The sequence below is a fragment of the Leptolyngbya sp. CCNP1308 genome (assembly GCF_034932455.1).
Classification (GTDB): Bacteria; Cyanobacteriota; Cyanobacteriia; order Phormidesmidales; family Phormidesmidaceae; genus Nodosilinea.
Genome location: NZ_JAYGIH010000074.1, coordinates 218058 through 237826, shown reverse-complemented (window position 1 = coordinate 237826; position 19769 = coordinate 218058). Strand labels below are relative to the sequence as shown.

The 19769-nt window shown below is 57.7% G+C and carries 18 protein-coding genes and 1 pseudogene; 9 read left to right on the top strand and 10 right to left on the bottom strand.

Annotated features, from left to right (window positions below; all coding sequences use genetic code 11):
• Positions 1-31: 31 nt before the first annotated feature.
• A complete protein-coding gene (locus tag VB780_RS19615; RefSeq protein WP_323352866.1) occupies positions 32-1384 on the top strand; it encodes an OB-fold nucleic acid binding domain-containing protein in 1353 nt (450 codons plus the stop codon).
• 149 nt (positions 1385-1533) lie between these two features.
• On the opposite strand, the gene VB780_RS19610 is transcribed toward VB780_RS19615, so the two are convergent.
• The 3 genes from VB780_RS19610 to VB780_RS19600 form a co-directional block, all read right to left on the bottom strand.
• Positions 1534-1866, bottom strand: coding sequence for a TMEM14 family protein (locus VB780_RS19610; RefSeq protein ID WP_323352865.1), 333 nt, complete (start codon positions 1864-1866; stop codon positions 1534-1536).
• Between the two features lie 38 nt (positions 1867-1904).
• Entirely contained in the window at positions 1905-3212 is a 1308-nt protein-coding gene (locus tag VB780_RS19605; protein ID WP_323352864.1) for an AmpG family muropeptide MFS transporter, read from the bottom strand.
• A gap of 319 nt (positions 3213-3531) precedes the next feature.
• Positions 3532-4320, bottom strand: coding sequence for a pentapeptide repeat-containing protein (locus VB780_RS19600; protein WP_323352863.1), 789 nt, complete (start codon positions 4318-4320; stop codon positions 3532-3534).
• Between the two features lie 171 nt (positions 4321-4491).
• On the opposite strand from VB780_RS19600, the gene VB780_RS19595 reads away from it, so the two are divergent.
• The 3 genes from VB780_RS19595 to VB780_RS19585 all read left to right on the top strand — a co-directional run bounded on the left by VB780_RS19595 (position 4492) and on the right by VB780_RS19585 (position 10179).
• Positions 4492-6315, top strand: coding sequence for a hypothetical protein (locus VB780_RS19595; protein ID WP_323352862.1), 1824 nt, complete (start codon positions 4492-4494; stop codon positions 6313-6315).
• Positions 6312-8255 (top strand): DUF3685 domain-containing protein, encoded by a 1944-nt coding sequence (locus VB780_RS19590; RefSeq protein ID WP_323352861.1) that lies wholly within the window; start codon positions 6312-6314, stop codon positions 8253-8255. The genes VB780_RS19595 and VB780_RS19590 overlap by 4 nt, the downstream gene beginning before the upstream one ends.
• A 370-nt stretch (positions 8256-8625) precedes the next feature.
• Positions 8626-10179 carry a glycosyltransferase family 2 protein gene (locus tag VB780_RS19585; RefSeq protein WP_323352860.1) on the top strand — a complete coding sequence of 518 codons (1554 nt, stop codon included), beginning with the start codon at positions 8626-8628 and terminating at the stop codon, positions 10177-10179.
• Positions 10180-10313: 134 nt separating this feature from the next.
• On the opposite strand, the gene VB780_RS19580 is transcribed toward VB780_RS19585, so the two are convergent.
• The 5 genes from VB780_RS19580 to VB780_RS19560 all read right to left on the bottom strand — a co-directional run bounded on the left by VB780_RS19580 (position 10314) and on the right by VB780_RS19560 (position 15011).
• On the bottom strand, positions 10314-10478 hold the full coding sequence (locus tag VB780_RS19580; RefSeq protein ID WP_275337049.1) for a DUF1328 domain-containing protein: 165 nt from the start codon (positions 10476-10478) through the stop codon (positions 10314-10316).
• Between the two features lie 152 nt (positions 10479-10630).
• Positions 10631-11632: an aldo/keto reductase gene (locus VB780_RS19575; RefSeq protein ID WP_323352859.1), complete on the bottom strand. Its 1002-nt coding sequence runs from the start codon at positions 11630-11632 to the stop codon at positions 10631-10633.
• 31 nt (positions 11633-11663) lie between these two features.
• Entirely contained in the window at positions 11664-13343 is a 1680-nt protein-coding gene (locus tag VB780_RS19570; RefSeq protein ID WP_323352858.1) for an alpha/beta hydrolase, read from the bottom strand.
• Positions 13344-13666: 323 nt separating this feature from the next.
• A complete protein-coding gene (locus VB780_RS19565; RefSeq protein ID WP_323352857.1) occupies positions 13667-14221 on the bottom strand; it encodes a methylated-DNA--[protein]-cysteine S-methyltransferase in 555 nt (184 codons plus the stop codon).
• A 508-nt stretch (positions 14222-14729) separates the two neighbouring features.
• Positions 14730-15011, bottom strand: a complete 282-nt coding sequence (locus tag VB780_RS19560) for a hypothetical protein (protein WP_323352856.1) — start codon at positions 15009-15011, stop codon at positions 14730-14732.
• Positions 15012-15601: 590 nt separating this feature from the next.
• Between VB780_RS19560 and VB780_RS19555 the strand changes: the two genes are divergently transcribed.
• The 4 genes from VB780_RS19555 (at position 15602) to VB780_RS19540 (ending at position 18332) form a co-directional block, all read left to right on the top strand.
• Positions 15602-17143, top strand: coding sequence for a hypothetical protein (locus tag VB780_RS19555; RefSeq protein WP_323352855.1), 1542 nt, complete (start codon positions 15602-15604; stop codon positions 17141-17143).
• 198 nt (positions 17144-17341) lie between these two features.
• Entirely contained in the window at positions 17342-17767 is a 426-nt protein-coding gene (locus tag VB780_RS19550) for a cytidine deaminase (RefSeq protein WP_323352854.1), read from the top strand.
• A 242-nt stretch (positions 17768-18009) separates the two neighbouring features.
• Positions 18010-18240, top strand: coding sequence for a DUF433 domain-containing protein (locus VB780_RS19545; RefSeq protein WP_106921277.1), 231 nt, complete (start codon positions 18010-18012; stop codon positions 18238-18240).
• The gene (locus VB780_RS19540; RefSeq protein WP_323352853.1) at positions 18237-18332 is read left to right on the top strand and encodes a DUF5615 family PIN-like protein; all 96 of its coding nucleotides are present in this window, start codon (positions 18237-18239) and stop codon (positions 18330-18332) included. The genes VB780_RS19545 and VB780_RS19540 overlap by 4 nt, the downstream gene beginning before the upstream one ends.
• Before the next feature lie 57 nt (positions 18333-18389).
• Here VB780_RS19540 and VB780_RS19535 read toward each other — a convergent pair whose 3' ends face one another.
• Positions 18390-18605, bottom strand: coding sequence for a Nif11-like leader peptide family natural product precursor (locus tag VB780_RS19535; protein WP_323352852.1), 216 nt, complete (start codon positions 18603-18605; stop codon positions 18390-18392).
• Positions 18606-18671: 66 nt separating this feature from the next.
• Between VB780_RS19535 and VB780_RS31470 the strand changes: the two are divergent.
• A pseudogene (locus VB780_RS31470) lies at positions 18672-18830 on the top strand (DUF2442 domain-containing protein); the annotation flags it as partial.
• A gap of 243 nt (positions 18831-19073) precedes the next feature.
• On the opposite strand, the gene VB780_RS19530 reads toward VB780_RS31470, so the two are convergent.
• Positions 19074-19763 carry an ATP-dependent Zn protease gene (locus VB780_RS19530; protein WP_323352851.1) on the bottom strand — a complete coding sequence of 230 codons (690 nt, stop codon included), beginning with the start codon at positions 19761-19763 and terminating at the stop codon, positions 19074-19076.
• Positions 19764-19769 lie beyond the last annotated feature (6 nt).

Genomic DNA, 19769 nt, shown 5'->3' with positions numbered 1-19769 from the left:
TAGTAAATTTGTAGTGAGATAGAGGTTAGTCATGGCCAAGATTATCAGCCGTCAGTCTTTGGGAGTGCAGCCCGTCTACGACATTGGGGTGGCCCATGACCACAACTTTTTGCTAGCTGATGGTCAGGTGGCCTCTAACTGCTTTAACAAGTCGCACTCTACTGCCTACGGGTTTGTCACCTTCCAGACCGCCTACCTGAAGGCCAACTACCCCGTGGAGTACATGGCGGCGCTGTTGACCTCCAACAGCGGCGATCAGGACAAGGTGCAGATGCACATTGGCAACTGCATCGCCATGGGCATTGAGGTGCTGCCGCCGGATATCAACCGATCGCTGGTTGACTTCACCCCCGAGGGCAAGAGCATTTTGTTTGGTCTCTCGGCGGTGCGCAACGTGGGTCTGGGGGCGATCGAGTGCATTCTGAAGAACCGCGAGGAGGACGGGCCGTTTAAGTCGTTGCCGGAGCTATGCGATCGCGTCGATCTCCACTCCGTCAACCGCCGAGCCTTAGAATCGCTGATTCTGGCGGGGGCTCTAGATAAACTTGACCCCAACCGCAACCAGCTGATGCAGGATCTGGAGCTGGTGATCGACTGGGCCCAGGGCCGGGCGAAGGATCGCGAAATTGGCCAGGGTAATCTGTTCGACATGATGCTGGGCGGTGGCGATACCCAGGCTGCATCCCCAGCTAGCGGCTACGAAACTGCACCCAAAGCACCCTTGGTCTCTGACTTTGAGTCCCAGGAAAAGCTGCGGCAGGAGAAAGAACTGCTGGGCTTCTACATCTCTGACCACCCGCTTAAGTCGGTGCAGCGATCGGCGCGGGTGCTGGCCCCGATTAACCTGGCCGAGCTGCACGAGCAGCCCGATAACGTGACCCTGAGTGCGATCGTGATTCTGGCCAGCGTCAAGCCGGTGGTGACGAAGAAGGGGGACAGGATGGCGATCGTTCAGCTCGAAGATCTAACTGGCCAGGTGGAAGCGGTGGTGTTTCCCAAATCCTTTGAGCGGATTAGTCAGCACATTGTCGCCGACAAGCGGCTGATGATCTGGGGCAAGGTCGATCGCCGCGACGATCGCGTGCAGTTCATCATCGACGATGCTGAGTCGATCGAGGACGTGCGCATGGTGATGGTAGAGTTGGATCCACGCTTGGCGGGCGACATTGAGCAGCAGCACCGTCTGCGTAACGTGATTCGCAGCAACCAGGGGGATGACCCCAAATATGCGAGGGTGCCGGTGATCGCGGTGATTGGCGGCAACCAGCAGCGGCAGTTTGTGCGGCTGGGGGCACAGTTTCGCGTTAAAGACCCTGAGGCGACGGTGACGGCCCTGGTGAATGCCAACTTCCAGGCCAAGGCGACGCCGTTGATTAGCGCGTGAGATTCCTTTCGGCGAGAGACCCGCTCCCTTTTACGTGTAGCCGATGAGCTTAGCATTGCACAGAAGGGACCGGATCTCTTTGCATGCACTAGGCGCTGGGCAATTCAGTTCAGTGGCGATCGCATAAATCAGCTGATCTCAGGTCAGGTTTATACGGCCAGCGCAATGCCAAATAGAACTGCACAAAACAGGCTCACGATCGCCATCAGTCCGGCAGGCATGAATTTATTGGTCTTGCGAAAGCGCAGGCCAAAGACGATCAGAAGCGCGATCGCCAGGCAGACGGCCAACCCTATCCCAGCGCTGTAGCTGTTTCTCAAGGCGATCCACCAGGCGATCAGCAAGGCAGCACCGCTGATCAGCCCAGAAATGAGGGAGGGTTTACTGCGGGCTTTCACATAGCCCATCACCCCGCCAGCTATGACCAGCACGGCGTAGAGCAAGAGCACCCAGGGGGCGATCGCCACGATCAAAAAGAGCATATCCGCATGTCAGCAACGTCTTGCTTCAGGGTACTGCGTTAATCGATCTCCTCACGGCTATGCCAGGGGGCGAATACGGGCAACAGCAGCAGGCCGGGGAGGGCGGCAATCAGCGTAATGCCAAAAAACAGCGGCCAGCCCTGCTGAGTGGCTCCGCCCAGGGCGGGTGTTGCGGCAATGGCCGGGTTGCTCTGCACAAACTGTTGCAGGCGTTGGGCCAGTTCGCCGCTGGCGGGGCCAGCAATCAGATCGCGCCCTACCGCCATCAGGCTAGAGAGCAGGGCAAACTGAGTGGCCGAAAAGCGAGGATTGCACAGGCTCATCAGAAAGCCAACAAAACCCGCCGTCCCTAGCCCGGCGCAAAAGTTTTCAACGTTGATGGCCAGCACCATGACCAGGTAGTTTTTGCCGGCGATCGCCAGGATCAAATAGCCCAGGTTGCTCAGGGCCTGAAGCCCGCCAAAAATCCACAGAGAGCGGTTGATGCCCAGCTGGCTGAGGGCTGCCCCGCCCGCCAGGGTGCCAACGATGGTGGCCACCAGCCCCAGCCCCTGACGAATCGCGCCAATGTCGGTATCCGAAAAGCCCAACCCCTGGTCGCCCAAAAAGGGAATGGCCATTTTCGCCGTCAGGTTGTCGCCCAGCTTGTAGAGCAGAATGAACAGCACCACGGCGATCGTCCGCTGCACCCCCAGGCGGCTAAAAAACTCGGCAAAGGGCTGCACCACTGCCTGTTCCAGCGAATCGGGCGGATGTACGGCGCGCACTGGCTCCGGTGCCCACAGCGAGACCAGCACCCCCAGCCCCATCAGCCCGGCCATCGCCCCGTAGACCCAGGGCCAGGTGATGCGATCGGCCAGAATAAAGGCCATTGCCCCGGTCAGCAAAATGGCGATCCGATAGCCCAAGACGTAGGTGGCGGCTCCGGCCCCCATTTCGCGCTCTTCTAGCACATCGGTGCGGTAGGCATCGATGGCGATATCTTGGGTGGCGCTGAGAAAGGTAATCCCCAGGGCGATCAGGGCAACGAGCTGTAGCACCGAGGCTGGGGTGGGTATGGGCCCCTGGGCGATCGCAGCCATCTGTAGGGCGAGAATGGCGATCGCCACCACCAGCCCCAGCTGCCCGATCACCATCCAGCCCCGCCGTCGGCCTAACCGGGGGGGCACGAAGCGATCTAAAAAAGGCGACCACAGAAATTTGAGCGAGTAGGGCAGGCTAATCAAACTGAACCAGCCGATGGTGCGGAGATCTAGCTGAGCCTTGGTCATCCAGCCCCGAAAGGCATCATCCATCAGGGCGTAGGGCAACCCCGAGGCAATGCCCAGCAGCAGAATAGCCGCCATCTTGCGGCTCTGAAAAACCCGAACTAAGGACTGAGTAACTTTCACAATGTTGCAGACCGGAGGCTGGCTGGGGATGACATCAGAGCAAGATACTAACAGATCAGGTCGCTTAGCTCGGGATAGCCTTTGCCAATCAATCCGGTGGTCAGACGCTGGGGCAGCAGTCTGACCGTTTCCCCCAAGACTGGCTTGAGGGTTAAGCAATAGGAACAACCAGCAGCTCGATGTAGCGATAGTAAGCCAGCTGAGTGGGGTCTTACAGCAAATTGTGGTTGAACGCCCCGATTAATGCGATCGCTGCGCTGACCTGGCCCGCCCTCTAGGGCGCAGGGCGATCGGGGCTCAGCCCTAGCTCAGCGCAGTGCTCGTTGTTGATGTCGCCGTTGGCCATACGGGTGTTGCAAAACTGCGCGGTGCTGAGGTCGGTGCGCCTGAGGTTGGCATCCCGCAGGTCGGCGTTGGTAAAGTTGGCCCCGGCCATCTGGGCATCGCGCATGAGGGCCTGGCGCAGGTCGGCCCCGGTGAAATCGGCCCCCGCTAGCTGAGCACCAATAAAGTCGGCCCGAAAAAATTGACCGTTGGTCAACGTGGTGTTGGTCAAATCGGTGGCCGACAGACTGGCGTGGTTCAACACGGCCCCATCCAGACGGCTGCCGCTGAGGTCGCTGCCGTACCAGTTGCTATCGCGGGCTTCGGCGCGCTCTAGATTGACGTTGGTAGCATTGACATCTCGCAGCTGGCTGCCGGTGAGGGTGGCCTGGCTGAGATTGGCCCCCGCCAGGTTAGCCCCAGACAGGTCAGCGCCGCTGAGTACCGTCTGTTGCAGGGTGGCCTGGCTCAGGTCGGCCTGGGTCAACTGGGCTCGGGGCAGGCGGGCCTGGCTCAGGTTGGCCCCCGCCAGGTTGGCATTGGTCAGGTCGGCATCTTCGAGGTTGGCGCGGGTGAGCACAACGCCGCTCAGGTCGCAGGCGATGCAGATGCGGCTAATCAGCAGCTGCCGCAGGGGGTCGTTGGCGACACCGGGTGCGGTCAGGGCGAAGGCGAGGCCAACCGCTGCGGCTACCCCCATGGGCCGGAGATTTCGGGGTGGGTAGGTGGGGTGTGCCATAGCGTGCAGATTCCGATAGGTTTGGCTCAAAGATCTACGATCAAGTTTATAGATTGCCTCTACAATGTGTCAGCATCTTCTGGCCCACTGGTTCCCAAAGCCAGTGAACATGCTGGTTATCACCGCCCAGGCAGTCGAGATGCTGCTGCTCGCTCTCGGTAGTTTGACGTCATGGCATCGACACCAGCTTCACCGCCTCTGAGATCTCGACACCGGCAGCGCCCTGGGCCCAGCCAGGTTAAACCTTGGGAATGGTTTTGGCTGACGCTGTGGGTGCTCTTGCTCACCGGGTCGGGGATATTTTGCGGCTGGGCGCTGATCTGGCTGACGCGGATTCCGCCGCTGCCCGACTGCGAACAAATTACCCCCTTTCATTCGGCCAGCGATCTGCTGTACTGCGCCAAGGCCCAGGCCCGCACGGGTGAGCCCAACAACCTGGTGCAGTCGGTGCTGCTGACCGCCAACTGGCCCAAAACCCACGCTAACTACGACGACTCCCAGGAAATTCTCAAGGATGCCTCGGAGCAGATCTTGGTGCTGGCCAACCGCTGGGCCCAGGCGGGTAAGCTCGACGATGCGGTGGCCCTAGCCGATCAGATTCCTCTGAATACGCCGCTGCGCAAGTCGGCCCAGTCGGTAATTTTTGAGTGGCAGCAAGACTGGGAGCAGGGCCAGGCCATTGAAGCCAAGCTCAAGCCTGCCCTGGCCGCCAGCGATTGGGATCTGGCCAAAACCCACCTGCAAGCGTTCAAAACCCTCAAGACCGACTACTGGCTGACGACGCGATACATGTTTTGGCAGCGGCAGTTTCAAGTGGAGCACCAGGGGTGGGATCAGCTCTTGCAGGCCCGCGAGCTGGCAAAAACCAACCAAATTGAGAATTTGCGCCAGGCGGTGGTGCTGGCCCGCGCCATCGACCTGCGCAGCCAGGTGTGGCAGGCGGCGGAAAGCGACGTCGATCGCTGGAGTGAGACCGTGCTGGATGTGGCCCTCCAGCGCTGGGACGTGGGCGATCGCGCCGGAGCCCTAGAGCTGGCCAGCGTGGTACCTCCCACCCCCGATCTGGCCCCCGAGGCTCAGGCCTTGCTATCCCTCAGCCATGCTCAAACCCTTGCCCGCCAGGCTGAGCCGGTGGGTGACGGTCTGGCCCCGCGCTACAGCCACCTATTTGGGCTGATGGAGGCAATTAGTGCCGTCAATCAGCTCCCGGCGAACAGTCCCTACGCCGCCGCTGACCTATCCTCAGAGGAGCAGTGGAGCGAACAGCTCACCGATCTGAGACGGCTGAAGTTTAGCGATATGGTAGCCAGGCTAGGGCAGCAAACCACCTACGAATGGGCGATCCACCAGGCCCAGCGCGTCGAAGTCGGCCGACCCCGCCGCATTCAGGGGCAGACGCTGATTGCCCAGTGGCAGTTCAACCTCCAGCGCATCGAAGACCGCCCGATTTTAGCCGAAGCTCGCAGTTTGGCCCGACCCGGCACCGTTGCGGCGCTGCAAACCGCCATGGCCAAGGCTGGCGAGGTCGAGCTGGGGCGCGCCCTGCGGGTGGAGGCCCAAACCCTGGTCGCCGAGTGGCAGCAAGAAATTCAGGTGATCGAAGACCGGCCCATTCTCGATGCGGCGGTGGCCCTGGCCAATCAGGGCAAGCTGCCCGAGGCGATCGCCGAGGCGAACAAAATCGAGCCCAGCCGCGCCCTCCACAGCCGCGCCCAGGGGCTAGTGCAGGAGTGGACAGCCACCATTCAAATTGCCGAAGACAAGCCGATTTTGGATGAGGCCAAGGATCTGGCCTACGGCGGCAGCCTGTCGGCGGCGATCAACCTGGCCAGCCAGATTGGGGCAGGGCGAGCCCTCTCCGACGAGGCCAAAGCGGCGATCGCCCTCTGGACGGCTGAGCGAGCCTACATCTGGTCGATCTGGGAGGCCGAAGGTCGCCCCGTACCCGGCGGCAACGGTGCCCCCGCCGACAGCCCTTCCACCGAGCCCCAATGACGACGGCCCCCCTGCGACTCATGCTGGTAGACGAAGACCCGGTGTTTCGCCTGGGCCTGCGCATCTGGCTAGAGCAAACCGCTGGCTACACCGTGGTGGCCGAAGCCACCCAGGCCAGCGACGCCCTGGCGATCTTGGCCAGTCGAGCCAGCCTGGGGACGCCTGCCGACGCCCCCCCGGACTGGGCTCCAGAGCCCGCCCCAGCTTGGGCCGATGCCTGGGCAACCCAAGACCCCAGCCACCTTCCCGATATCGACCTGGTGATTCTCGATCTGGGCCTGGGGGCGGGTCGCCCCGACCAGCTGCCGGGGCTGCGCCTCTGTGCCGATATCAAAGCGCGCTACCCGACGCTGCCGGTGCTGGTGCTCAGCGCCCAGGCCGAACCGGTGCTGGCCGCTGCCGCCCGCCAGCTGGGGGCCGATGGGTTTGGGGCGCGCAGCATGGCCGTGGCCGACCTGGGGCGGCTGATTGAACAACTGGTCGCGCCGCCGCCAGCCCGTGGCCTGCGCCCGATCGCAGGCGGGCAGCGCCCCCCAGTCACAATGGGGGAGAACGACGTTGCTAGAACACTTTCACCGGAACCCAATGCCCTGGCGGCGCTGCGCATCAGTATGCGGCGATCGTCCGTACAGCAAATTGAAGCGGCGATGGCCCAGATCGAGGCCGAACGGCGGCGCGGGCGCGGCTCGCTGCTGACCGAGGCGGTGCTGGCCGGGCGCTACCGCGAACTGCGGGCCGCCCGCTGGCTAGTGCGTCGGTTGCTGGCCACCCCTAACTTCTCTGACCAGGGGCAGCCCATTGAGCGTCCCGTCGTGCGTCCTCAAACAGAGCCAGGGGAGCTGACTGCTCCCTGGGGGGGCAGGGTGCCGCCACTGTCACCGGAAACTAGGATGAGGCCAACCCAGCGGTCGGGGGATGCCCTGGCGGTAGCCACCGCAGACCGCCTCGCCCTGAACCAGGGCGACCTGTCCACCCTGGTGTTTGAGCGGGTGTTTCGCAAACTCCAGGGGCTGCTAGACAACACCAGCGACGTGCCGCTGGAGTCGGATATTCTGCGCGATGACAAAAAGCGAGAGCTGCTCTACCTGGTGCTGCGCAAAGTGGAGGACGCCCTCGAACACCTGCGCGAGGCGGGGGTGCTGCCGGGGCAGCTGCCTGAGAAAAGCCCCCTGGTGCTGCAAGACCTGTGGCAGGCGACCATCACCGATTTCTTTGGCCGCTACTATACCCTCCAGGTCGATACCCTAGAGCAGCCTGTGGTGCCCACCCTGCTGACCGAGGCCTCGGTGGTGCAGGCGGCGATCTTAGACCGGCTGCCCCTGGTACCGATGCTGCTGGGGCATCTGCTATTTAATGAGTCGATGGTGGTGGACGGCAGCCTCTACGAAGCCGCCACCCCCCAGGCCATGGCCCGTAGCCAGGAGCTGCTCGAGCACCTGTTGATTCAGCTGGCCAACGCCGTGGTGCAGCCGCTGCTCAACCATTTTGCCGATGTGGAGCTGATGAAGAAAAACCTCTACCACCGCCGTATGATCACCAGCCGCGACATTGAGCGCTTTCGCAACGATCTCTCCTGGCGCTACCGCTGGGACGGGCTGATCAACGAACCTCGGGCGATTTTTGAGAGCCAGCATCGGCTGTTTGGCTTTACCGAACGGGGCATTCAGCACCAGATCATCTATGCGCCCCGGCGGGAAGAGCTGGAGCAGCTCTCGGGCCTCCAGCGGGCAGTGACCCTGGCAGTGGAGGCTCGCGATGCGATCGCCCCTCGGTTTCGCTCAGCGGTTTCGCTGGTGGGCAGCGGCATTGTCTACGTGCTCACCGACGTGATTGGGCGCGGCATTGGGCTGATTGGGCGCGGCATTTTGCGCGGGGTCGGCGGGGCCTGGCGCGACCCTCGCTACCGCCGAGATACCCAAGAGAGCAACCTGCGAGACTAAACCCTGATCGCCGCCTGACTCATAGCACACAAGCTTTGTTCCCGCAGCCGACCAGGGCTGGAATAGCAATCGCCCTAAGGGGTCATACAAAATCCACTTTTTTTTGGGACAATCAGCAAATGAAAGCTGCTAATGAGGGATTTATCCCCAATCCTGCTCAAAAACTCCCGGATTCGTAGAAGCATACTGCTGCACAGCGTTACCATTTTTTGAATGGAAATTATTGAATTCGGACTTAGTATTAGCTGCTAGGGTTTGCCAACCCACCCCGACCGGGCTGGTAGAGTGTTGCAGGGTCGTTTGCGGTAAGAAGATGTCGTCGGTTTGCTGGCTTGCCTAACCTAAATAAGTAAGGAGTTAATCCCCGCCTATGAAGTCGAGCTTGGCGCTGTTTGCTGAGCCTGTTCTGGCCAATGCCAGACGGCTACTGTGGTTGAGCCTCTGGCTGCTGTGGATACCGATGGCGGTATACGTTGCTGCCCTTGACTACGGTCATAGCCTGGGGATACTGCAATGGGCCTTACTGGCCGTCTCGCTGATTGGTCTGGTGATCATCAACGCCGAAACCGCCGTTGTCATCTACAGTAGCCGTCGGTCTAACCCCTGGTTCGATCGGGGGCTGATTCAGCGCTGGTGCCGGGTGCGGCGACGGCGGCGACCGTCGGCCCTAACATTGCCCGCTGTGGTGCCAGAGTCGCTGCCGCTCCAGGGAACTCTGCCCTTGGTTGCGCGGCCCCTGGGGTCAGCGCCCTTGGCCTCGGTGCCCTTGGTCTCGGTGCCCTTTGTGTCGGTTGTTGTAGCGGCCTACCTGCCCAACGAGCAAGACATTATTGAAGACACCCTGCTCCACTGGTTGACCCAGGTGACGCCGCCGACTCAGGGGTGGGAAATTATTTTGGCCTACAACACCCCGACCCGGCTGCCAGTAGAAAACCGCTTGCAGGCTCTGGCCCGGCGCTACCCGGCCCTGGTGCTGCTGCCCGTGCCCCACAGCCACTCTAAGGCCGAAAACCTCAACGCCGCCCTCCAGGTGGCGGCGGGGGAGATGACGGGCATCTTTGACGCCGACCACCACCCGGCGGCTGACTGCCTCAGTCGGGCCTGGGCCTGGCTGTACCAGGGGCGCTACGACGTGGTGCAGGGGCGCAACATTATTCGCAACGCCCGAGACAGCTGGTTGACCCAGCTGATTGCCGTGGAGTTTGAGTGCATCTATGGGATCAGCCACTACGGGCGATCGCTGCTGGCCGATACGGCCCTGTTTGGCGGCTCTAACGGCTACTGGCGCACCTCGACTCTGCGCCAGCTGGGCTTTCACCACACCCGCCTGACCGAAGACATTGACGTGACGGTGCGGGGCCTGCTGGGGGGCTGTCGTCTGGTGCATGACCCAGCAATTGTCACCACGGAGCTGGCCCCCGACAACCTGCGCGGGCTGTGGTTTCAGCGCCAGCGGTGGAGCCAGGGCTGGCTGGAGGTGGCGGGGTTGCACCTGGGGCGCGTGGCGCGATCGCCCCGCCTAGACGCCGTGCAAAAGCCCTACTGGGTGCTGATGCTGCTGTTTAGCCAGTTTTTTTACCCGCTGGTGTGGCAGGTGGTGCCGATGCTGCTCAGCATTCACCTCAGCGGCCGCGATCGCGACCTCAATTTTGAAAACCTCAACCTGGTGCTGATGGGCTTACTCACCCTCAGCGTAGTGCTGCAAGTGGCGGTGGCGATGATGCTACGTCCCAAAGAATCGGCCTACACCCGTCGCCACGGCCTGCTCTACTGCCTGCTGTCGCCGGTTTACTTTTGGCTCAAGGCGCTAATTGGCATGGTGGCGGTGGTCAACCACCTCAGCGGCAGCCGGGTTTGGCATGTCACCGCCCGCACCAAGAGTAAGCCCAATCGGTGGATGGTGGCCCTGCGCGGGGCGAAGTAGCGGGGGGCAGTCAAGGCGGATTTAGTATGAGAAAAAAATCCCCTTTCACCGTTAGGCAAAGGGGAAATAGTTGGCGCAAAACAAATCGTCTTGGCTCTTTTTCGCTTTTCGTTCTTCTATCTTCGTTCTTTAGCTTAGGCTCGCTTGAGAAAATTCATAATCAAAGAAACGACAAAAATAGCCAGGAAAATGTAGAACAAAATTTGGGCAATGCCTGCGGCGGCACCGGCAACACCACTGAAGCCAAAGAATGCAGCAATTAAAGCCACAACTAAGAAAATTAACGCGTAACGCAGCATGGGGATTCTCCAGAACGGGGTTGATAATTTAGGGTCTGAGCTGAGGCCACCATTATCGAGACTGGTTATCTATCGCGCATCTTCCCCTAGGCTAGGCTTACGCTCTAGCCAGCGACAGGAGCCTCAACAGCCGGGCTCATCCCTGAGCGGGGCTAGCGGGATTGGAAGTTGTTCTGCACCATGCGGCCATCACTACGGGCTGCCGCCCGGTCTAGCTCTTCCAGCTCTCCAGCCGCCAATCGCCAGCCTAGGGCACCGATATTCTGCTGGGCTTGAGCCAGGGTTTTGGCTCCAGGAATTGGCATGGTGCCTTTGCAAATGCACCAGTTGAGGGCCACCTGGGCCGAGGTTTTTTGGCGGTGGGCGGCGATCGCCCCCAGCACATCCAGCAGCGGCTGAATTTTGGGCAACAGTCGGCGAAACAGCAGGCCTCGCAGGCCGGGGGGAAACGGCCCCTGAGCCGAGTACTTGCCCGTCAGCAATCCCAGCGCCAGGGGGCTGTAGGCGATCAGGCGAATGCCCAGCTCGTCGCAGAGATCCTTGAGGCCCAGCTCGGTCACCGGGTAGGTGGACAGCAGGGAATACTGCACTTGCAGCGTGGCGATCGCCAGTCCCCGATCCTGCAACCGCTGGTGGGCCAGCCGGAGCCGCTTGGGGCCAAAGTTCGACAGGCCAATCGCCCGCGCCTGTCCCTGAAGACACAGATCGATCAACCCATTGAGAAATGGCCCTTCTTGCCAGGGGGCGTAGTTGGCGGTAGACCAGTGCATTTGGGCCAGGTCGATCGGGCGACCCAGCCGCTCGACGGAGGCGCTGCCCGCTCTCACCACCGACCCGGCGGTGAGCCGCCAGGGGTAGGCGGCCAGCTTCGTCGCTAGGCAGAGGGCATCTCGATTTGGCCCGCTGTAGTTTTTAGCAAACTGCCCCAATAACACTTCGCTGCGGCCATTCAGCCGCCCGGTGCCGTAGGAGTCGCCGCTGTCGAACAGGGTGACGCCGTGGCTGAGGCAGTGGTCAAAGACCTGGTGCAGTTCGCCATCCATGGTGGGGTTGTAGCCCCACAGCAGCCGGTTGCCCCAGGCCCAGGTGCCGCAGCCCATCTCGGGCAGGGTCAGAGGCAGAGGCGATCGCAGATCCGGTGCAGGCATGGTCATGGGGTGCGCCAAACGAAACGGCCATCTCCCATTATTCCAGGCCGGGGAGCCCAGACCCTAGCTGTTCCACCACCGGGGGCGGTAGCTCGCGGGTAAGGTGCAGCCGAAAGGGTTCGGCGCTGACCGCCTCGACGTAGGCGGCGCTCAAAAAGGGCCGATACTCTTCTTGCTCGCTCAGATACACCTGGCTAAAGGCCACCACCAGCGATTTGTTGACGCCTTGGGTCGAGGCGATCGCTTCCTCTACACCCTGTTCAAAGGCATCGTCGAGGTACAAAAAGCGGCTGGCCAGTTTGGTGAAGTCGGGGCCGTGGGAGGTGTTTTCGCCCAGATATAGGTAGCGGTCTGGCCCCCGCAGCCAGGTAAACGCCGCCACCTGCTGGGGCACCACCGGAGCCACCAGATCGACCTCGCCACCAAACAGCATCGTCGGCACTGAGACCTGGGCCATGCCCTGGGGGCCAAACAGGTTAGACACCGTGGCAAAGGCCATGACGAGCTTGACGCGATCGTCCTTAGTGCCCTGGCGCAGGCGCTCCATCACCGCCGCATCGCTCCGCAATTCTAGGGCGCGGCACTCTAGCACCATGGCGGCGTCGAGCAGCAGGTTGGCGGCGGGGTTGCAGCGCTGGGCCAGCCGCTCAAAATCAATCGTGGCCCCGCCCACCGCCAGCGCCGTGTAGCCCCCAAAGGAATGCCCCACCGCCGCCACCCGGCTGACATCGAGCCGCCCCTCAAAGGTGGTGGCGTTGAGCCGCTCTAGCTCGTCGAGCAAAAAGCTGATGTCGAGGGGGCGATCGAGGAAATCTCTCGCCTTAAAGGTTTCGCGGTCTAGCCCGGTGAGCAGAGCCTGCTTTTGGGTGTTGTTGCTGCCCACATGCTCGGGCAGGGCCACTGCAAACCCGTGGGAGGCCGCATGGGCCGCCAGCCCAAAGAACGAGCTGCGGCTGTCGCCCAACCCGTGGGAGATCACCACCACGGGTAGCGGGCCGTCTAGGGCGGCTAAGTTTTGGGGCAAAAAGACATCGGCGGCGTAGGTGCGGCTGCGGCTGGCGTCTACCAAGGTGAGCGACACCTGGCGACTGCCGTAGGGGCCGGGCTGGGTGAGATCGGGCAGGGCGGCAAGGTCAACGGGCTGCTCTAAGGCGGCGGTTTCTGACTGCTGTTTGATGGCGGCCACAATAGCGCGGGTGGCCCCAGCCTCGGCACGCACCTGGCGGGCCACGGTTAGGCCCTGGGCGACATCGACTTGCAGACTGCTGGTGGGAAAGTGGCGCACGATATCGAGCAGCGAAATCTCGCCATCCTCGGCGGCGGCGGCGACGATCGCAGCCCGCAGCGCCTGGCGACCGTTGAGCCCGGCCTCGGTCTGGGCCAGCTTGCCCAAAAATTGCAGGCTGCGATCGCCCATGGGGCTATTAAACCACTGGGAAATGGGCACCACATTCACCGCACGCCCTCGGGATAGAGCGGCGCGCAGCCCCTGCTGCTGGGCCGGGTTTAGCCGCCGCAAGAAGGGGGCGAGCTGGGGGTCAACGGTGCCGGTTTCGGCAAAGGTGACTAATGACTCGGTGGGTATGGAGCGGCTAAAGGGGCCAAACTCTAGCACTACGCTCTCTGCGGCCCGGAGGGGCAGGGCGGTGGCCAATGCTGCCCCTAGCCCCAGCGCCAGGGCGGAGAAAATCTTAAACGAGCGGTGGCGAAGCAGCATAGGGTAACGGGCAGCAAAGGATGCTGGCATTTTCGCCTAGAACTCTGGGGAAAATCTATGAAACTTCGTGGTTGGAATTAGCAAGGGGCCAAGCTGTCGTAGGGTGGGCACTGCCCACCAGCTTTAATTTGCAGTTTATTTCCAGAGGTAGGGTGGGTCATCGCGATTAATCTCGGCCTTGCGCCGTAACCCGCCAACCCGACCCACCGCTCACCCAAATGGGGCCTGTTGCCAGGGGTGAGTGGTGGGTTACGGCGGAGCGACAGGTTAACGGCTGGCGGCAGGGGAGACTGGCCGCCTAACCCACCCTACGAGGGAAACTACTAAAGCCCCAGCGATAATTCCTGTTGAATGGAGTCTCGGTTGGCTAACTCTACGCCTTCGTGGTGCAGCAGCCACTGTTTGCGCTCTAGGCCACCTGCGTAGCCGGTGAGCTGGCCGTTGGTGCCGACGACGCGGTGGCAGGGCAGGGCGATCGCCACCGGATTCAGCGAGTTGGCCATGCCCACTGCTCGGTAAGCTGTGGGTTTGCCCAATTTTTTCGCCAGTTCGCCGTAGGTGGCCACGGTGCCAGGGGGAATTTGGCGCAGCGCTAGCCACACCTGCTGCTGAAAGGCGGTGCCCCCTGGGTTGACGGGCACGGGGTCGAAGCTGTGCAGATCGCCTGCTAGGTAGGCGTTGAGGCGATCGCTAAAGCCCTGAGGATTGGCGCAGGGGGTGAGGGTGACTGCTGCAAACCGCTTGTGGAGTAAGGTCAGCAGGCGAGGTTTGTAGTCGGCAAAGTCGAGGGCGCAGAGCGATGTGCCGTCGGAGACTAGCAGAATATCGCCGATCGCAGAGGGCAGAGTATCGAGCCAGAATTCGGTGGGTGCGGGCATTGGGCAAGCTCGGTGGGCCGATGCAGGCATTTTAGAGCCGGGAGCCGGCAAATGCTGCACTCAACGGGCGGTAATGCAGAGGTGCATTGCCAGTGGGCCAGGGCTACACCGCTGGGTCAATTTAAGCTACTGCGGTTTTCCTTTTAAGAGCATTACACTGCTGTGCCACTTCGCTTTACAGCGGCCTCAACGTGCTACACAGCTGTGCCACTTTGTTACACAGCTGTGCCAGTAAAGCTGATCGCGGTGCCGATCTGCTTCACAGCGAGGTCAATATGTTTGATCGCGATGCCGATCTACTTCACAGCGGGGTCGATATGTTTGATCGTGGTGCCGATCTACTTCACAGCGGTGCCGATCTGCTTGACAGCGGGGTCAATATGCTTTGTTGCGGCCTTGGTTGGTTAAACGGGGTGCTCAGTAGGCCAAGTTGCGAGGATAGTGGGTTTGATGTTGGCGATCGCAGCCCCCGACAACAAATGGTATGCCGTCGGGGGCAAGGGGTGCGTTACTCAATCAGCACGGTTTTGGTGGCGATCGCCATCCAAACGGTGCCTGCTGGGGAGGTTGTGCTGATGGTGTCGCTGGTGGGCGGCACGGGGATGGGGTCGCTCCAGTCGTTGGGGTCGGTGTAGCCGAGGGCGTGGAGGATTTTGATGGTGCGATCGATGCCTGCGAGGCTGCCGTAGAGCATGTGACGCACTCGCTCTGGGCGAATTTGGGGGGTGCTGGGCGAAGACGGCGGCAGGTTAGATGCGCCGCTGGCATCGGGTTCGAGATATTCAAACATGGGTTCTGTTTCCTTTAATGATGGCAAGAAACAGAACGCGAAAACCCTAGCCACCCGCAGCTGAAGTGCAAACTGTGGGGGCTAGGGTACGATGAACCTAGCCTCGCAATCTGCGCCGTAGATTTGCGGGGTCAGCTGTCTGTCGGTGTTAACGGCACCGACAGACAGCGCTAAGATTTTCGAGTTCTGTGTGGTCACCGCTCTACTCAAACGGCTTAGTAGATGAGTGTACTGATGCGATCGCTCCCCGTCAACCGTATAGAAGCCGTAGGCTGAGCGATGCTCACCAGCCTCATACTTACCTACGTTCGTCTAATGGGACTCAAAAGAAAACAATATGCCAAATGATACTGTTAGGTGATCATTTGCATGAAGATGACAACTCTCTTTTTATAATTAGATGTACACTTGTAGCTTTTAAGTTGATTTACTACATAGAAAATTTTCCTAAACTTATTTTTGACTTTTTGAAGTATCTTATTATTAAACCATATGAGGCTGAGTATTCCGAAACGCCAAAATCATTGGGTCGCAGGCGTTACGGCTCCTGAGTTATGTTCCCTTCATAACTGATTGGTATTACCTATATTATGGCCAGCATAAAAAAACTAGATACTTTTCTTGGCAAGTTTAGTGTTCAGAGCACCTTGCTCAAAATCTCTGAAGAAAGCAGGCAGCTATTTGCTTCAGGTTCTCCATTTAAGAATATCTCATTTTCTAAAAACAGAATTTCAGCGAGTACCATGGTGACACAGTGGGGATTGGCATTTTTATGCTGTAGAGCCATTCTTGTTTCAAATGATGGTAGAAGTGATCGATTTCAGCTTAACGATTTAGGATATGCATCTTACCTGTTTAACGATCTAGATGAGCCTTTCTTGGAAGATAGTGACGTACTAGGCTTCTTTGGAAGAATAAGCCAGGAGCAATTTTCATGGCAAAATATTTCTTCTTATGATTTCGCAAGGAATTATGCATTACTTGTAGAAATGCCGAGGAAAATTCACGAGAACTATGCGGACAATGAGCTTGAAATTAATCTATCTTCAGTGTTCAAAAAAATCTTCAGTCTAAGCATAGAAGAGTATATTGCCATTGCATTTGTGATCTTTGCAAAATCCACCGATTCTTCTGCATTTAATTCTCAGGATATCAAGGTAGACGAAAATATAAAATCAAAAGAAGTTTTTACTGAAGAAAAAATATCAGCTTTTCTCGAAAATACATCTGCGAGTTATCAAGAAATCAGAGCATTGCAAAAAGATATCAACAGGGTAACTTATGTCGGATATGAGCGATATGAGTTTAATCCTCTAACTAAATTCCCGATTGTCAAAAGCGATAACAGGTATTTATATTCAAGAAAATATAATTTTGTGATTCCTCATATTGGCATGCTTCTCAGAAAAATGACTGGCGGTGTTTATTGGGAGCTTCGAGACTATTTTAGTAAGCAAAAATCAAGAAGCTTTCTTCATGATTTCGGAATCTTATTTGAGCAATATGTAGGAGAAATTCTAAAAAGCTATTTTGGATCTCAAAATGTGGAGCGCCTTGAAATTCGAAAAGGAATCAATTCAAAAAAACATGCTGATTGGCTAGTAAAGCTTGACAGGTTGATTTTAATTTTTGAATGCAAATCTTCTTTGATGCCTTTGTTGACGAGGCAAACATTTAATAAATTTAGTCTTTTAAAGTGGATGAATGAGGTATTCATAAAAGGTTCTACTCAGCTTGATGCTAGTGAACTAGAATTTAGGCAGTCCGAAAGATTTGACGGCCAAAAAATATGCAAGTTTTTAGTCACTTTTGAAGATCTATATTTTGCAGAAGAAGACCTATTCAGAAGCTTTTGGAATACAGAAATTAAAGAACGCAAAGGAAAAGAAAAAGACTTTTATCATATCTCCGTTCGAGATCTTGAGCTACTTGAGAAACCCATTCAGGAAATCGGGATGTCAGAAATCATAAATAAGAAAGAAGAGGTAGATGCGCTGAACGCTATTAGAGATGGACGCGGGATTTTGTCAGTTGCAAGAAAAATGAAAAACTTTAATCAACTCGATAATGAACATCTTTCGATAATTTATAGGAAATTTTTTGAAAGCTTCTTAGGATTGCCGAACCTCTAGAAAATACCAATCAATTAATTCTAGCCCCCCGAGTTTGTGTCGAGTAAAATAGAGGGAGAGCGCTCAGGAAGCTAACACGATGGCCAAATGCGATCGCAGATCTCTTGTAGGTTGGGTTAACAAAGGAAGCCCAACTTACTATAGTTAACTCAAGAGTATTAACGAAGTAGTTCTTCAAAGTGGGAATTGTGGTTGAGCATGAAGCCTTACCAAGTCAATGATCAATTAGTCAATGCGGCAAAGCAACAAGCTCTGGAACGATTCCCAGAAGGATGGTCTGGAGCCGCGGCAATGTACACAGAAACAGGGCGTATTCTTACGAGTGTTTACGTTAATGCTCTCAATGAAGCAGCTTGTTTATGCCACGAAACTGGGGCAATTTGTGAGGCACATCGATTGAATGAGCGGATCTGCGCGTCAGTTTGCGTATCTAAGGAAGAGACAGTAGAACCATTCGTCATCCTGACGCCCTGTGGTATTTGTCAAGAGCGATTAGCGTATTGGGGATTAGACGTTGAAGTGGGTGTGCCTGACAAAGCAGACCCAACTCTATACCATTCTCTAAAGTTACGGGAGGTGCAACCCTATTATTGGCGTCAAATTTATAGCGAGAATGAGGAGTAAGGCTATATCGATATTTAAGGTATTACAGCACAACAACTCGCTTGAAGTAGATTAGTGCGATCGCAGATCTCTTGTAGTTTGAGCCACTGTAGGTTGGGTGGAGCGTCAGCATAACCCAACTTCCTCGATGGTTTTCTTCCCAACAACCTAACCCTAAGCGCACAAATTTCTTCACCTATCCGGGCGCGATCGCCGCGCCCAAACCCCAGGGGCCACCTACTTCTTCACCCTCGTCACCTGTAATGGACTACCGAAACTACATCACCATCGAACCCAACAAACGCGGCGGCAAACCTTGCGTACGTGGCTTACGCATCACCGTCTACGAAGTGCTTGAGTACCTAGCCTCCGAGATGACCGAAGCCGAAATTCTCGATGACTTCCCCGACCTAACGCGAGAAGACCTAAAAGCCTGCATCGCCTATGCCGCCGATCGCGAGCGGCGGTTTATGACCGCTCCCCTATCGGCATGAAATTACTTTTTGATGAAAACCTATCGCCCAAACTGCCAAATCGTTTGAGCGATCTTTTCCCAGACTCGTTTCACGTTCGCGATGTAGTGTGATCGCAGATCTCTTTTAGATTGAGTTGAAGAAGGAAACCCAACAATCCTAGAAAGAGGTTAATTATACTCCCCAGGAAGAACGTTTTTTATAACAGTAACTCCGCCAAAATTCTTCCCTGACATTCTCAGTAATTCATCACCTGAAAATTCAAAGCCAAGTTTTAGTGCTATTCGCGCAACATCATCTGCAGTTGATGCTGCGAGCACCTCATTTTTAAGTGCAGGTTCAGACTGCATTTTCTTTAAAAATGCCTCAAGTTGATCTAAAGCCATATTGAAAACTCCTATTCTTATTAGCTGATTATATGTTAAAAGGAAAGCCATTACAGGCTTGTAGATGGACGAAGCTTAGGTGTTCCTCTATCTTGGTATCCCCGTTTACTCCACGCCTCTCAGGAAGAAAGGCAGAGCTGGCAACTGTTAGGCGATGGTTACGCCATTGAACGGGTCGATTTAGACGAACACGTTGGCGTCGAAGGTCTGTTATGCGAAATCTGAGTTGGGAAACCCCAATTCATAATCAGGAACCCCGTAGGGGCGTAGCATGCTACGCCCCTACGAATCGGGGGTATTCAGTTGGGATTTGGTATTAGCCGGTAGGCAAAGCAGCAAAAGCCATCAGTCTTTTGAACATTGGCCAGCAACACGAGGCACTGCTCCACAGTTTGAGAAGTAGCCCCATAGGTTGGGCGACCCCGCGTTTTACCCAACAATATCTACAAATTGAGGTCTGACAGACCACTAGATCGCAGCGTCTACCGAGGCGCGGTTCGCTTCGACAAGGGCACAGCAGTCGGTCACTGGGGCGCGATCGCCCATGGCCGTCACCAGCGCATCGAAGGCATCGCGGTGCTTTTCGAGCAGGGTTTTGGCCTGAAGGGTGGCCCAGCGCTGCTTGAGGGGAACTTCAGCGGGCGATCGCCCCAGCAGCGTCCAAAACTGGCCTAGGGCAGCGGTGTCATTGCCGCCCCCCTGGGCATCGCCGTAGATCATCTGCTCAGCGGCAATGCCTGCCATCCACACCTGGCAGTAGCGGTCAATGGTCTGGGGCGTGAGCCGTGTTAGGGCGGCTGGGTCGCTGGGGCCAAACACCACGCCCCCCTGTCCAGGAATGCCCTGCTTCCAGGCTTCCCAAGTGTTGAGCGTATAGGCTTCCACCGGAATATCCAGCAGCACCGCCGCCAAAAAGTGCCCGGCCTCGTGGTGCAGCACCCGATCGCGGTGCTCAGGCGAAGCCCAGGCCACCGTATCCATTAAAATGTCGCCGATGCGGCCGCTCAAACCCAGCTGATCGACCGCAAACACCCCCAAGCCCCCGGCGGCAAACACCGCCACTACGGCAGGCGACAGATTGATTAGCGGCCCCAGCAGGCTGGCCATAGTCACCCCAAAGATGACGATGGCAATGGTGTTGAGGGTGGTGTCGCGCATGCGGTC

Bases quoted from the DNA above. Each gene is read 5' to 3' on its own strand.
- VB780_RS19575 (WP_323352859.1), bottom strand. From the start codon at position 11,632: ATGACCATGCCTGCACCGGATCTGCGATCGCCTCTGCCTCTGACCCTG.
- VB780_RS19565 (WP_323352857.1), bottom strand. From the start codon at position 14,221: ATGCCCGCACCCACCGAATTCTGGCTCGATACTCTGCCCTCTGCGATC.
- VB780_RS19610 (WP_323352865.1), bottom strand. From the start codon at position 1,866: ATGCTCTTTTTGATCGTGGCGATCGCCCCCTGGGTGCTCTTGCTCTAC.
- VB780_RS19540 (WP_323352853.1), top strand. From the start codon at position 18,237: ATGAAATTACTTTTTGATGAAAACCTATCGCCCAAACTGCCAAATCGT.
- VB780_RS19545 (WP_106921277.1), top strand. From the start codon at position 18,010: ATGGACTACCGAAACTACATCACCATCGAACCCAACAAACGCGGCGGC.
- VB780_RS19560 (WP_323352856.1), bottom strand. From the start codon at position 15,011: ATGTTTGAATATCTCGAACCCGATGCCAGCGGCGCATCTAACCTGCCG.
- VB780_RS19615 (WP_323352866.1), top strand. From the start codon at position 32: ATGGCCAAGATTATCAGCCGTCAGTCTTTGGGAGTGCAGCCCGTCTAC.
- VB780_RS19600 (WP_323352863.1), bottom strand. From the start codon at position 4,320: ATGGCACACCCCACCTACCCACCCCGAAATCTCCGGCCCATGGGGGTA.
- VB780_RS19580 (WP_275337049.1), bottom strand. From the start codon at position 10,478: ATGCTGCGTTACGCGTTAATTTTCTTAGTTGTGGCTTTAATTGCTGCA.
- VB780_RS19585 (WP_323352860.1), top strand. From the start codon at position 8,626: ATGAAGTCGAGCTTGGCGCTGTTTGCTGAGCCTGTTCTGGCCAATGCC.
- VB780_RS19555 (WP_323352855.1), top strand. From the start codon at position 15,602: ATGGCCAGCATAAAAAAACTAGATACTTTTCTTGGCAAGTTTAGTGTT.
- VB780_RS19595 (WP_323352862.1), top strand. From the start codon at position 4,492: ATGGCATCGACACCAGCTTCACCGCCTCTGAGATCTCGACACCGGCAG.
- VB780_RS19590 (WP_323352861.1), top strand. From the start codon at position 6,312: ATGACGACGGCCCCCCTGCGACTCATGCTGGTAGACGAAGACCCGGTG.
- VB780_RS19530 (WP_323352851.1), bottom strand. From the start codon at position 19,763: ATGCGCGACACCACCCTCAACACCATTGCCATCGTCATCTTTGGGGTG.
- VB780_RS19550 (WP_323352854.1), top strand. From the start codon at position 17,342: ATGAAGCCTTACCAAGTCAATGATCAATTAGTCAATGCGGCAAAGCAA.
- VB780_RS19570 (WP_323352858.1), bottom strand. From the start codon at position 13,343: ATGCTGCTTCGCCACCGCTCGTTTAAGATTTTCTCCGCCCTGGCGCTG.
- VB780_RS19605 (WP_323352864.1), bottom strand. From the start codon at position 3,212: ATGGCGGCTATTCTGCTGCTGGGCATTGCCTCGGGGTTGCCCTACGCC.
- VB780_RS19535 (WP_323352852.1), bottom strand. From the start codon at position 18,605: ATGGCTTTAGATCAACTTGAGGCATTTTTAAAGAAAATGCAGTCTGAA.